This window comes from Polaromonas sp. UBA4122 (assembly GCA_002381615.1).
GTDB lineage: Bacteria > Pseudomonadota > Gammaproteobacteria > Burkholderiales > Burkholderiaceae_C > Polaromonas.
The window spans coordinates 15,544-28,529 of the sequence record DFWY01000132.1; the positions used below are offsets into that span (position 1 = coordinate 15,544).

A 12,986-nucleotide genomic window follows, 5' to 3' on the forward strand; every position below is an offset into this window, starting at 1 on the left:
TTATGCCAAATACCGTCAACCCATCACTTGTTGAATTGCGTAACCTGACCTTTGGGTACGGGGAGCGCGCCGTTCTGGATGACGTTTCCCTGCGCATACCAAGGGGCAAGGTCACTGCACTGATAGGTCCGATGGGCGGTGGCAAGACGACTACGCTGCGTTTGATGGGCGGCCAGAGCCGTGCGTGGTCGGGGCAAATGCTGTTTGATGGGCAAGATATAGGCCCCATGGATCAGAAACAACTCTATGCCGTCAGGCGTCGCATGGGCATGCTGTTTCAGTTCGGCGCCTTGTTTGCTGACATGAGCGTGTTTGAGAACGTTGCCTTCCCACTGCGTGAGCATACCGATCTGCCCGAATCACTCATCCGTGACATTGTCTTGATGAAGCTCAATGCGGTGGGCCTGCGAAACGCCCGTGACCTCATGCCCAGTGAAGTGTCGGGTGGGATGGCCAAGCGTATTGGCATAGCGCGTGCGATTGCACTGGACCCGGAATTGGTGATGTACGACGAGCCTTTTTCCGGTCTCGATCCGATTTCGCTTCGTGTCGCAGCGCGCCTGATTCGTCAGCTCAATGATTCCATGGGACTGACCAGTATTTTTGTGTCGCATGAACTTAAACAAACCCTTGAGATTGCCGATCATGTTGTCATTCTGGACAATGGAAAGGTCGCGTTCGAAGGCACTGTGGATGAAGTACGCAAGAGCACCGATCCGCTCGTGTTCCAGTATGTGAATGAACGCCCGGATGGCCCGGTGCGGTTTAATTACCCGGCCGTCACTATTGATGAAGATTTTGGCATCTCCAGCCATTCCAAACCAGCGCCTGGTGTTTCCCAATGAGTTGGGACAAAGCGCCAAATTAGTCGATTCGGGGGCCTTGTGCCGCTCCCGGAATGACCGCCCGGTTTTGTCGGTCAAGGTTGCTGGACATGGGCGATCGAAGCGTTGGACCTGGTCAATGGAACATCGGCAGAGCGGGTCAATTTTCGGCCTGGCGCCAACACCCCTGTGCGCTGGCTCCCACCCGCCCCCCGCGTGGCCTCTCCCCAAGTTAGATATGGACGGGTTGTAACAATACGCATACGATGTGCTCTTTTGTATTTATCGCCCACCGTGTTACTTGAATGGGGGTTACATCCCTAAAGGAATCAACGATGAAAAAGACGATTTCGCTTCTCGTCCTGTTGCTAGTTTTTTTCGATACAGGAATTGCCCAAACCAGATGTGCCCGCGATGTCTACGGCAACGTCAATTGCCAAGGACCAGACGGGCAAAGCTCACGCAGCTCAACAGATGTTTATGGAAATATCAATATTCAGCGATCAGACGGCTCGTCAGCAAGCGCCTCTAGGGATGTGTACGGAAACGTCAATCGCCAAGAATCAAATGGCACCTCCTCAAGATCCTCAACAGACGTCTACGGAAATACAAACCAGCAAAATTCTGACGGTAGCTCATCAAGGATTTCCCGAGACGTTTACGGCAATACCATCATTCAACGATCGGATGGCAGTACTGTCAGATGCAGTCGTGATGTATACGGCAATACCAACTGCAATTAGAAGACTTTTAAGTGGGAGCCTATCGACGTTAACTTCACCAACGATGCAGGGAAACATTCATGTCGCACGTTTGGCACTACATTGCGAATCTGACACTGGACGATTTTAATAAGATCATCTTGGCTTTAGTGGCCTTGATCGCGCTCTTCTTGGGTCCGCACATGCAGTTCAAGATCGCAAAGCGTCAAGTTCAGATGCAAGCAGACATAGCGAAGCAGCAGATCGAGACCCAGCAGCAGATTGCAAGGCGGCAGGTAGCCGACAGCATCTCTTCAAGACGACAAGTATGGATCGATGAATTACGCAAGGATGCAGCCGAGTTTCTAACGCTCTTTGCCCGCCTTGCAGAACTGAGGCGTCCAACAGCGGAACTATCGATAGAAGATCAAGGAAAGAACTTTGACGAGATGGCCGCTGCTAACGCACGGGCCCACGAACTGGGCATACGAATCAAACTTCGTTTGAACCCAACTGAGGACGACCACAACAAACTCGATGAGTTGCTAGGTAAGTTATCGGCAGTGAGTAACGACCCCCCACCGAACGAGACGACGGAACAAAAAAATGAGGCAATGGCCGCTTTTCAGGTGGCGCGCACTAAGGTGATCAGCCACGTCCAATTCATACTAAAGAAGGAATGGGAGCGAGTGAAGCGTGGTGATCTGTAATTGAAAAATTCCCAAACAGTAATGCCTTGGCCTATGAACTTGCGCTGCTTTTAAGATTTACGGTACCTAGTCGCCAACGCGGTAAAAATTGACGAATGTCTAAGCGTTTACGCTCTAAAACTCGACTTCCCAGTTCTCAGAATCAACCGCTTCGGGGAGCCAACTGGAACTCGAACCTGCGCGGGATTGCATTCCCGAAAAAGCAGTCAGGGCAGGACGGTAACGCGCCTATATTCACCGGTTGCTGGCCATAAAACGCTCGCCTACCTGCCGCCCGCCACATCCAGCATGGCCCCCGTGGTGTAGCTGGAATCCTCCGACAGCAGCCACACAATGGCCTGGGCCACTTCCAGCGCACTGCCGGCACGCTGCATCGGCACCTGGGGTGCCAGGTCGCGCGCGCGGTCGGGCAGGCCGCCCGACGCGTGGATCTCCGTTTCGATGATGCCGGGGCGCACTGCGTTGACACGAATGCCTTCGGCCGCAACTTCCTTCGCCAGGCCGATGGTGAAGGTATCGATGGCGCCCTTGGCTGCCGCGTAGTCCACATACTGGCCGGGGCCCCCAAGCCGGGCCGCTGCGCTGGACACATTGACTATTGAACCCCCCGCGCCGCCATAGCGCGTGCTCATGCGCTTGACGGCTTCGCGGGCGCACAGAAAAGAGCCGAATACATTGATTTCAAACATGCGCTGAAGGCGTTCATAGGTGATGGCGTCGACGCGCGTGGTCTGGTCCACCACCCCGGCGTTGTTGACCAGTGCTGTGAGTCGCCCCAGCTTGGCGTCGATCTTTTCAAACATCGCCAGCACTTGCGCTTCCTTGGCTACATCGGCCTGCACCGTGATGGCCTGGCCGCCCTCCTGGCGAATCTGCCGCACCACCTCATCGGCCGCCAGGGAGTTGGTGGTGTAGTTGACAGCCACCACGTAGCCCTGGCGCGCTGCCAGCAGGGCCGTCGCCGCGCCAATGCCACGCGAGCCACCCGTGATCAAAACAATCTTGGACAAATCGGATCTCCTGCAGAAAATGGCAATCCCGGGTAAAAACGGGATTATGGCGAATCAATGTACTGTAATCAATATCCGAATAATGAACGCACCTAACTGGAGACGATCTTGAGCACAACTGTGGACTATTACTTTACGCCGCAAAGCCCCTGGACCTACCTGGGGCACGAGCGGTTTGCGCAGATAGCGCGCGCGGCAGGCGCCGTGGTTCGCGTTTTGCCGATGGACCTGGGCGGCAAGGTGTTCCCCATTTCGGGCGGCTTGCCGCTGGGCAAGCGCGCACCGCAGCGCCAGGCCTACCGGCTGCTGGAGCTGCAGCGCTACTCAGACTACCTTCACGCGCCGCTGAACCTCAAACCCAGATACTTTCCGGTGTCCGGGGACGACGCCTCGCGCCTCATCATCGCCGTGGACCTGCACGACGACCCTGACGCGGCGATGAAAATCAGCGGTGCGATTTTCAGTGCGGTGTGGGTGCGCGAGCGCAACATAGCCGACGAGAAGGTGCTGGCCGAATTGCTGGCGGAATGCGGCTTGAGCGCCGAGCGGCTGGAGCAGTCCTACAGCCAGGCGGTGCAGGAGCGCTACGAAGCCAACACCCAGCAGGCGATTGACGCAGGCGTGTTCGGTGCGCCCAGCTACGTGATTGACGGTGAACTGTTCTGGGGACAGGACCGGCTCGATTTTGTGGAGCGCAAACTCAAGGCGGGTTCATAGGCGCCGCCACGGCGTTACGACGCGGACCAGGCCAGCATTCATCGCAAACATTCAACCAAAAAATTTAAGAGGAATATCCACATCATGGGTCAATTCATCAATCTCAAAGCCGCCGATGGTTTCGTCGTACCGGCCTACGTCGCGAAACCCGCAGGCCAGCCGCGTGGCGGCATCGTGGTGCTGCAGGAAATTTTCGGCGTCAACTCGCATATCCGCGCTGTCGCTGACCGCTTTGCCGCGCAGGGCTATCTGGCGGTGGCGCCTGCTACGCAGGAACGCGCCAAGCCCGGCGTGGAACTCGGCTACACCGAAGCCGACATGAACGAGGGCTTCGGGTACAAGACGGCCGTGGACGCGCTGCCCGCCCCGGGCGTGCTGCAGGACATTCAGGCGGGCATCGACCATGCAGCCAATGCCAGCGGCGGCAAGGTGGGCATTGTGGGATTTTGCTGGGGCGGCCTGCTGACGTGGCGCGCCGCCTGCACGCTAAAAGGCCTGAGCGCCGCCATTGCCTACTACGGCGGCGGCATCACGGCCCCAAAGGAGATTGCGCGCCAGCCCCAGTGCCCGGTCATGGCGCACTTCGGCGACCAGGATCACTGGATACCCATGGCGGGCATAGCCGCTTTTACCCAGGCGCACCCGGAAGTTGAAGTGCATGTCTACCCGGCCAACCACGGCTTCAATTGCGATCAGCGCGGCGCCTACAACGAAGCGGCCGCCACGCTGGCGAGTGAGCGCTCACTGGCGTTCTTCGCTGCCAATCTGGCCTGACAGCCGGTATTCCGCTGCGGGTTGATGGTCTTTCTGGGCTGCAGCCCATACTGAACGGGTGCAGGCAGCTATTGGTTTTGTAGCAATGCGCTACCGGCCGGTTCTGGCCAGATAGCGTTTGCGCCAGAACACGAGCAGCACCAGCATCACCAGCAGCAGCATGAAGCCGAAGGTCCACCAAAAACCTGTGGGGCTATGGATGATGGGCAGGAACTCGAAGTTCATGCCGAAAAACCCGGTGATCAGGTTCAGCGGCAAAAACACGGCGGTTATTGCCGTGAGCGTGCGCATGATGTCGTTGGTGCGGTGGCTTTGTGCCGAAAAATGCAGCTGCACCGCGGTTTCGGCGCTTTGCTCCATGCGCCGTACATGGTGCACGACTCGCTCGATGTGCTCTAGCACGTCACGCGAGCGGATTTTCAGCAGCTCGCGTTCGCGCTTGGCGCCGGGCGTGTCGCCGTCAGGCCAGGCTTCAACCGAGTCAATCCAGTCTTGCAGCGCCGAGCGCTGGTCTTCGCAGATCTCCTCCAGGTGCTGCATGGCCAGCCGTGCGTCGAGCACCGAACTCCAGTTGGTAAAGCGCGTGGCGGGATTGAGCAGTTCGGACTGCCAGTGACCGAGCTGGCGCGTGAGCTCGCGCCGCAGCTCCAGGTAACCGTCCACCATGTGGTTGACGATGCGCAGCATCAGGTCGGCCGGGCTGGCAGGCAGCTTGACGCCGCTGGCGCGTGCTTCGGTGCTGGTGGCGTTGAGCAGCTTGAGCGCGAAGGCATCGCACACGGCGCAACCGGCCGGGTGCACGGTCAGCAGCACATGGTCAAACACCGCAAAGCCCACGGGGCTGGTGTCAATACGCTTGAGCACCGGTGGCCCGCTGCGTTTCGTGGGTGCAGGCAGGGGCTCGCCGGGGTCGGTTTCCGTGTGGCCGGCGGCGAGGCGGCGGAACACCAGCATGTCGTACTGCGAGGTGTAGTCGTAATGCGAGGGCAACTGCTTGTTCAGCAGGTCGGAGATGTGCAGATCCACCAGTTGCGTGCCGCACAGGCTTTGCAGTGTCGCCTGGATTTGCGCCTGCATCACCTCAAATTCGCGCCGCGCGCAGGCGATCCAGACAAAGCCTTGCGCCGGCATTTGTGTCGGCAGGGCATCGGTTTCTGTAATGCCCTGGCTGCCAGAGGTGATGTTGAAAACACGCATGGAAGCTTGAGCCCCTGGATTTAACCCGGTTTAAGTATCAAATCGGTCTCCAGCCCTTATGGATAGAGAATAACAAGCTACTATTTTTATAGTAAGCCCGGCGCTGCGGGCGGGCCGGTTCAGGCCTGCTGCAGCTTTCTGGCGGCGTCTATTGCAAAGTAGGTCAGCACGCCGTCGGCGCCGGCACGTTTGAAGGCCAGCAGGCTTTCCATCATGACCGCATCGTGGTCGAGCCAGCCGTTTTGGGCGGCGGCCTTGAGCATGGCGTACTCGCCGCTGACCTGGTAGGCAAACGTGGGCACCTTGAACTCGTCCTTCACGCGGCGCACCACGTCCAGATACGGCATGCCAGGCTTGACCATCACCATGTCCGCGCCTTCGGCAATGTCCATGGCGACTTCGCGCAGTGCCTCGTCACTGTTGCCGGGGTCCATCTGGTAGACCTTTTTGTCGGCCTTGCCCAGGTTGCTGGCCGACCCCACGGCGTCGCGGAACGGGCCGTAAAACGCGCTCGCGTACTTGGCGCTGTAGGCCATGATGCGGGTGTGGATGAGATTCTGGCTTTCCAGCGCCTGGCGGATGGCGCCTATCCGGCCGTCCATCATGTCGCTGGGCGCGACGATATCGACACCGGCCTCGGCTTGCGTGAGCGCCTGTCCGACCAGCACTTCGATGGTTTCGTCATTCATGATGTAGCCATTGCTGTCCGGCAGGCCGTCCTGGCCGTGGCTGGTGAACGGGTCCAGTGCCACGTCGGTCATCACACCCAGTTCGGGAAAGTGTTTCTTGAGCTCGCGCACCACGCGCGGCACCAGGCCCTCGGGGTTCAGCGCTTCCTGGCCGTCAGGGGTTTTGAGCGAAGCGTCGATCACCGGAAACAGCGCCATCACCGGGATGCCCAGCTTCACGCACTCTTCGGCCACCGGCAGCAGCAAGTCCAGGCTGAGCCGCTCCACGCCAGGCATGGAGGCGATGGCCACGCGTTGCTGGTGGCCGTCGGTTACAAATACAGGGTAAATCAGGTCGTGGGCGGTAAGTGTGTGCTCACGGACCAGGTTGCGTGTGAAGCTGTCACGGCGCAGGCGGCGGGGGCGGCCCATCGGAAAGGGTGCGAAGTTGGAGGCGTGTAATGTCATGGCGCAAATTGTGCCAAAGCTTTAGCTGCTTGGCATGAATTATTTGACCTATGCTCTCTGCCCTATACCCTTTGTGCTCCATGGCCTGTCCGGCTTTACATTGAAATTTCCTGGTTTCCCTGGAAAAGTATTGCCAAGGCTTGCCCGGCGTGGTTAGAATTTAAAAGTGTAGTCACCAATTTGGTAACTGCATCCCGCTTTTCCTCCCTGAGCGGGGCCTTTGCGTGTGACAGCAAAAAGGCTTGTCCGCCCGGCTGACCTTCGCGTCACCCGGGCGTTTTTTCGTCCAAAGCGCGCGGGTTACACTAGGCCGATGCTGATGCTCTGGGTCAAATCACTTCATATTGTTTTTGTTGCCAGTTGGTTTGCGGGGCTTTTTTACCTGCCGCGCATTTTTGTGAATCTGGCCATGGTGCCGCCGGAAAGCGTGGCCGAGCGCGAGCGACTGCTCCTGATGGCCCGCAAGCTGCTGCGGTTTACCACCCTCATTGCGGTTCCCGCGCTGGGGCTGGGCGTGTGGCTTTGGGCAGGCTATGGGATTGGCTGGGGACCGGGCAATGGCTGGATGCACGCCAAACTGGCCATTGTGGTGCTGGTCATTGGCTATCACCACGCCTGCAGCCGTATGCTGACCAAGTTTGAGCAGAACCGCAACACGCGCCGCCATGTGTGGTTTCGCTGGTTCAATGAGGTACCGGTCATTTTGATGCTCATCGTGGTTGTTCTGGTGGTGGTCAAGCCCTTTTCCTAACCAGCCGCCGTTTCAGCGCAAGCGTCATGGACCGGCGACCCTCTCCTTCCCGAACGGCGCCCGGTGCGCATCGCACGACGGCCTGGCCACTGGCACTGGCGGCCATCTGCCTGGTTGTATACGCCAGCCTGTACCCCTTTGCTGACTGGCGCAACCAAGGCATCTCGCCACTGCGGTTTCTGACGGCGCCGCTGCCAAAGTACTGGACCGGTTTTGATGTGGGCATCAACCTGCTGGGCTATGCGCCGCTGGGTTTTTTGCTGGCGCTGTCGGCGCTGCGTAGCCAGCGCGCGTTCTGGGCCATCAGTGTGGCGGTGGTCAGCAGCGGGCTGCTGTCGCTCTCGATGGAAACGCTGCAAAGCTACCTGCCGTCGCGCGTCCCTTCCAATGTGGATCTGGCGCTCAACACGCTTGGCGCCTGGCTGGGCGCTTGCTGTGCCTGGGCGCTTGAGAAAGTCGGCGTGGTCGATCGCTGGAGCCGCTTCAGGGTACGCTGGTTTTCCCAGGATGCACGGGGTGCGCTGGTGTTGCTGCTGCTCTGGCCGCTGGCACTGCTGTTTCCCGCCTCGGTGCCCATGGGCTTGGGCCAGGTGTTCGAGCGGCTGGAGTCCGCGCTGGCCGAGGCCTTGGCCGACACCCCGTTCCTGGAGTGGATGCCCGTGCGTGACATGGAACTGCAGCCGCTGGTGCCCATGGCCGAACTCCTCTGCGTGGCCCTGGGAGCGCTTATTCCCTGCCTGCTGGGCTATTGCGTGATCCGCACACGCTGGAAACGTGCGGCGTTCTCGGTGGCCGTGCTGGCGGTTGGCATTGCTGCGTCGGCCTTGTCGGCGGCGCTCAGCTACGGGCCCCAGCATGCTTGGGCCTGGCTGGATGTGCCGGTGCAGGTGGGTCTGGGGCTGACCGCCGTGCTCGCCATGCTGTTGCTGGCGGTACCACGCCGCGGCGCGGCGGCACTGACGCTGCTGGCATTGGCCATTCACCTGGGGCTGCTCAACCAGGCGCCCGCCGACCCCTATTTTGCGCAGACGCTGCAAATCTGGGAGCAGGGCCGTTTCATCCGTTTTTACGGTGTGGTGCAGTGGCTGGGCTGGCTCTGGCCCTATGCGGCAATGCTGCATGTCTTGCTACGGCTGTCTGGCCGCGAGCGCGCGCAGGCAGCTGAAACGTAAAATCAAGCCATGACCTCATCCATTTCCCAAGACGCCGTCCCCAATGAATCGGCCGCCCAGGTTACCCCCGCAACGGACGCCTATTACAAACGTCATATTTTCTTTTGCCTGAACCAGCGCAGTCATGGCGAGGCCTGCTGCGCCGACCACCGCGCGCAGGAAGCATTTGACCGATGCAAATCGCAGGTCAAGGCCGCCGGGCTGGCCGGGCCGGCCAAGGTGCGGGTCAACAAAGCCGGCTGCCTGGACCGCTGCGCAGCGGGCCCGGTGGCCGTGGTCTACCCCGAAGGCGTCTGGTACACCTATGTGGACGCGAGCGACATTGACGAGATTGTCGAGTCACACCTCAAAAACGGCCAGGTGGTAAAGCGCTTGCTGATACCGGCGCATCTGGGGCGATAGGCCCTGTCGCCCCAGACCGGCGGCTGATTTCCTGAAAAAAAGCATGATTTTTGCCTCTAGCCCAATAAACACGGGAATAAGCAGCTCCTGTTTATATAGCAATTCATTTGAGTGGAAAGTGTCCCTGTGAACTCCCAAACCCAAAAATCAAGCATCCAGGGCCCGGCAGGTGCGCTTGAAATCGCGCGGGATGCACCGGTCGGCGCCTCCCGCGGCGTGGCCGTCATTGCCCATCCGCACCCGCTGTTTGGCGGCACCATGGACAACAAGGTGGTGCAAACGCTGGCGCGCGCCTTCGTGCAGTGCGGCTGGACAGCCGTGCGCTTTAACTTTCGGGGCGTGGGCGGCAGTGCCGGCAGCCACGATGAGGGCCGGGGCGAGCTGGATGATTTCCTGGCGGTGGTGCAGCATGTGGCGCCGCCAGGTGAGCGCGAAAGTGAAAGCGCGTTGGCGCTGGCCGGCTTTTCGTTTGGGGCTTTTGTCACCACGCACGCCTTTGAGCGCCTGAATCCGACCCGCAACATCGAAAAACTGGTGTTGGTCGGCACCAGCGTCAGCCGCGCTCCCGCGGCCCCGATTGACAAGGCCGCGCACCTCAAAACCCTGGTGCTGCATGGCGAGCAGGACGACACAGTGCTGCTGTCGGCCGTGATGGACTGGGCGCGGCCGCAAGCACTTCCTGTTACGGTTGTCCCGGGGCTCGGTCATTTCTTTCATGGACAATTGACTCTGCTGAAAAATCTGGTGGTGCGCCACCTTTCATCGCCCACCCTCTGATTTTTGGTCCCTGCTGACCTTTTTATCCGTCCTTTCTTTCGTCATCCACTTCTAGTCACGGACTTACCCGACATGCAATGTTCCCTCAAGATTCCTCGCGGTTTATGCAGCCTGCATGGCTTCGCCGCCACCGCGCTGCTGGCTTTCTCCGCCTTGCTGCCCGCAGCGCAGGCCCAAACCCCGCAAGCACCCGAGATTGCTGCCCGTTCCTATTTGCTGCTGGATGTCACGGCCAACCAGATACTGGCCGCCAAAGACATTGATTCCCCCGTCGAGCCAGCCTCGCTGACCAAGTTGATGACTGAATACCTGGTGTTCGACGCCCTCAAATCCAAAAAAATCAGCCTCAAGCAAACCCTCGGCGTCAGCGAGCGCGCCTGGAAAATGCCGGGTTCCCGTATGTTCATTGACCCGAAGATGCAGGTGCCGGTTGAAGATCTCATCAAGGGCATGGTCGTGCAGTCGGGCAACGACGCCACCATGGCGCTGGCCGAGGGTGTGGGCGGCACGGCCGAGCACTTTGTGCAGCTCATGAATGAGCAGGCCAAGGCGCTGGGCATGAAATCAACAAGCTACAAAAATCCGGAAGGTCTGACTGAAACGGGTCACACCACGACCGCGCGCGACCTGAGCATTCTGGCCACCCGCCTGATGCACGATTTCCCAGACTACATCGGCTATTCAGCGATGAAGAAGTACCGCTACCCCGGCACGCCTGCGGCCAACGACACCAACCGCAACACGCTGCTGTTCCGCGACCCTACCGTCGACGGCCTCAAAACCGGCCACACCGAGGCCGCCGGCTATTGCCTGATTGCCACCGCCAAGCGCGACTTCCCGAACCTGGGTGTCGGTGGCGCGCCCGGCAGTCGGCGCCTGCTGGCCATTGTGTTGGGAACCTCCAGCGACAGCGCCCGTGCCAGCGAATCGCAAAAACTGCTGAACTGGGGCTACACCGCGTTTGAAGCCGTGAAACTGTTTGATGCGGGTCAGGCGGTCGTCGCGCCTTCCGTGTGGAAAGGCAAGGCCTCTACCGTGAAGCTGGGCCGGCCCGAAGCCATTGTGGTGGCGGTGGCCGCCGGCAGCGCGCCCAAAGTCAAAACCCAGGTCGCACGGCCTGACCCGCTGGTCGCGCCCTTTGTGAAGGGCCAGTCGCTGGGAACGCTCAAGGTCATGCTGGGTGAGAACCCCACGCCCGTGGCAGAAGTGCCGCTGGTGGCGCTGGAAGCCGTGGAAGAGGCCGGCATTCTCGGCCGCGCCTGGGATTCCATCAGGCTCTGGATCAAGTAGCCGACGCCAGCGTCATGGCAGGTGCAAGGCTGCCGTGACGCTTGCTGAGGGACGAGGCCGCCGAGGCTATTTTATTCACTTGTGCAAGCTGCGGTTAACCGTGGTGCCGTGTTCCGCTTGAGTCTTTTTATTATCCGACTTATACTAGAAGGCTTTTCCGCTTTTGGTGCGGAGAAGTTTTTATTGTTTTTCAGACGTTTAGGGACGTTTTTCCAATGCCAACCATCAATCAGTTAGTCCGTCAGGGGCGCGAGGTCGAAAAGATCAAGTCGAAAAGCCCTGCGATGGAAAATTCTCCGCAGCGTCGCGGTGTATGCACCCGTGTGTACACCACAACGCCTAAAAAGCCAAACTCCGCTCTGCGTAAAGTCGCCAAAGTGCGCTTGACCAACGGATTTGAAATCATTTCCTACATCGGCGGCGAAGGCCACAACCTGCAGGAACACAGCGTGGTGCTGGTTCGTGGCGGTCGTGTCAAGGACTTGCCGGGTGTGCGTTACCACATCGTTCGTGGTGCGCTCGATTTGCAAGGCGTGAAAGATCGCAAGCAGTCGCGTTCCAAGTACGGTGCCAAGCGCCCGAAAAAGGCCTAATTGGCTTAACCGGCTCGGACTCTGCGGTTCGCGCCAGAAGAAGTTGTTGTGACTCCTTCAAAAAACAGGTGCTTGACTCATCCTGGCAGGTGTTTTAAGCGAAGTGACCCAAGTGCAAATGGTTGCGCCGGTCGAGTAAGTGAGGGTTGTGATAACTCTCGCGGTGCTGCTTCATAAGCGGTGCCAACTGAAGCAAAGAGGTGAAAAAATGCCACGTCGTCGCGAAGTCCCTAAACGTGAAATTCTTCCTGATCCAAAATTTGGTGATGTCGATCTCGCCAAATTCATGAACGTGATCATGCAAGGCGGCAAGAAAGCCGTCGCGGAGCGCATCATTTACGGCGCTCTGGAGCAAATTGAGAAAAAGAACCCCGGCAAAGACCCGCTTGAGGCTTTCCACATGGCCATCGGCAACATCAAGCCCATGGTTGAGGTGAAATCCCGCCGTGTCGGTGGTGCCAATTACCAGGTGCCGGTTGAGGTGCGCCCTGTCCGCCGTATGGCCCTGGCCATGCGCTGGCTCAAGGAAGCCGCCAAAAAGCGCGGCGAAAAATCCATGTCCCTGCGTCTGGCCAATGAGCTAATGGAGGCCACTGAAGGCCGTGGCGGCGCCATGAAAAAGCGTGACGAAGTTCACCGCATGGCAGAGGCCAACAAGGCCTTCAGCCACTTCCGCTTCTAATTTTTCGATGGCAGTGTTTGCAGCGCTGATTTGACGGGTTGCCGAGCGATCTCAGGGTGCCAACCACCTTGAGATCCGCTGGTTCAATCCCAATTCTGCCGGCTAGGCGCACAACGGCCCGGCCGGCAGACGCGCAAAACAAGCATGAAAGTTGTCTTGGCAACGAGTCTATGTTCGTAACCTCGAACTGAAAGTAATTTATGTCCCGCGCTACCCCCATTCAAAACTACCGCAACATCGGTATTTCCGC

Annotated in this window: 15 protein-coding genes; 12 read left to right on the top strand and 3 right to left on the bottom strand. The window is 59.1% G+C overall.

Going from position 1 to position 12,986, the window contains the following annotated elements; translation table 11 throughout:
- Nucleotides 1-2: 2 nt before the first annotated feature.
- From B3F77_RS15940 to B3F77_RS15950, 3 genes are all read left to right on the top strand, one after another.
- Nucleotides 3-845 (top strand): ABC transporter ATP-binding protein, encoded by an 843-nt coding sequence (locus B3F77_RS15940; RefSeq protein ID WP_293605897.1) that lies wholly within the window; start codon nt 3-5, stop codon nt 843-845.
- Between the two features lie 314 nt (nt 846-1,159).
- Complete coding sequence (locus B3F77_RS15945) at nt 1,160-1,567, top strand: hypothetical protein (protein ID WP_293605898.1); 408 nt, start codon at nt 1,160-1,162, stop codon at nt 1,565-1,567.
- Nucleotides 1,568-1,626: 59 nt separating this feature from the next.
- Nucleotides 1,627-2,235 (top strand): hypothetical protein, encoded by a 609-nt coding sequence (locus B3F77_RS15950; RefSeq protein WP_293605899.1) that lies wholly within the window; start codon nt 1,627-1,629, stop codon nt 2,233-2,235.
- A gap of 263 nt (nt 2,236-2,498) precedes the next feature.
- Here the strand turns inward: B3F77_RS15950 and B3F77_RS15955 are convergent, their stop codons facing one another.
- Nucleotides 2,499-3,245 carry an SDR family oxidoreductase gene (locus B3F77_RS15955; protein WP_293605900.1) on the bottom strand — a complete coding sequence of 249 codons (747 nt, stop codon included), beginning with the start codon at nt 3,243-3,245 and terminating at the stop codon, nt 2,499-2,501.
- Between the two features lie 108 nt (nt 3,246-3,353).
- Between B3F77_RS15955 and B3F77_RS15960 the strand changes: the two genes are divergently transcribed.
- Nucleotides 3,354-3,962: a 2-hydroxychromene-2-carboxylate isomerase gene (locus tag B3F77_RS15960; RefSeq protein WP_293605901.1), complete on the top strand. Its 609-nt coding sequence runs from the start codon at nt 3,354-3,356 to the stop codon at nt 3,960-3,962.
- A gap of 84 nt (nt 3,963-4,046) precedes the next feature.
- Nucleotides 4,047-4,736 carry a dienelactone hydrolase family protein gene (locus tag B3F77_RS15965; protein WP_293605902.1) on the top strand — a complete coding sequence of 230 codons (690 nt, stop codon included), beginning with the start codon at nt 4,047-4,049 and terminating at the stop codon, nt 4,734-4,736.
- A gap of 90 nt (nt 4,737-4,826) precedes the next feature.
- Here B3F77_RS15965 and B3F77_RS15970 read toward each other — a convergent pair whose 3' ends face one another.
- Nucleotides 4,827-5,933 (bottom strand): magnesium transporter CorA family protein, encoded by a 1,107-nt coding sequence (locus B3F77_RS15970; protein ID WP_293605903.1) that lies wholly within the window; start codon nt 5,931-5,933, stop codon nt 4,827-4,829.
- Between the two features lie 119 nt (nt 5,934-6,052).
- The gene (gene hemB / locus B3F77_RS15975) at nt 6,053-7,069 is read right to left on the bottom strand and encodes a porphobilinogen synthase (RefSeq protein ID WP_293605904.1); all 1,017 of its coding nucleotides are present in this window, start codon (nt 7,067-7,069) and stop codon (nt 6,053-6,055) included.
- Nucleotides 7,070-7,388: 319 nt separating this feature from the next.
- On the opposite strand from hemB, the gene B3F77_RS15980 reads away from it, so the two are divergent.
- The 7 genes from B3F77_RS15980 to rpsG all read left to right on the top strand — a co-directional run bounded on the left by B3F77_RS15980 (nt 7,389) and on the right by rpsG (nt 12,736).
- Entirely contained in the window at nt 7,389-7,820 is a 432-nt protein-coding gene (locus B3F77_RS15980) for a CopD family protein (protein WP_293605910.1), read from the top strand.
- 26 nt (nt 7,821-7,846) lie between these two features.
- Entirely contained in the window at nt 7,847-8,992 is a 1,146-nt protein-coding gene (locus B3F77_RS15985; protein ID WP_293605905.1) for a VanZ family protein, read from the top strand.
- Between the two features lie 9 nt (nt 8,993-9,001).
- Nucleotides 9,002-9,394 (top strand): (2Fe-2S) ferredoxin domain-containing protein, encoded by a 393-nt coding sequence (locus tag B3F77_RS15990; protein WP_293605906.1) that lies wholly within the window; start codon nt 9,002-9,004, stop codon nt 9,392-9,394.
- Nucleotides 9,395-9,520: 126 nt separating this feature from the next.
- Nucleotides 9,521-10,171: an alpha/beta hydrolase gene (locus B3F77_RS15995; RefSeq protein WP_293605907.1), complete on the top strand. Its 651-nt coding sequence runs from the start codon at nt 9,521-9,523 to the stop codon at nt 10,169-10,171.
- 72 nt (nt 10,172-10,243) lie between these two features.
- Nucleotides 10,244-11,461, top strand: coding sequence for a D-alanyl-D-alanine carboxypeptidase family protein (locus tag B3F77_RS16000; RefSeq protein ID WP_293605908.1), 1,218 nt, complete (start codon nt 10,244-10,246; stop codon nt 11,459-11,461).
- A gap of 215 nt (nt 11,462-11,676) precedes the next feature.
- Entirely contained in the window at nt 11,677-12,054 is a 378-nt protein-coding gene (gene rpsL / locus B3F77_RS16005) for a 30S ribosomal protein S12 (RefSeq protein ID WP_293605909.1), read from the top strand.
- A gap of 208 nt (nt 12,055-12,262) precedes the next feature.
- Nucleotides 12,263-12,736 (top strand): 30S ribosomal protein S7, encoded by a 474-nt coding sequence (gene rpsG / locus B3F77_RS16010; RefSeq protein ID WP_011799634.1) that lies wholly within the window; start codon nt 12,263-12,265, stop codon nt 12,734-12,736.
- Nucleotides 12,737-12,986: the final 250 nt, after the last annotated feature.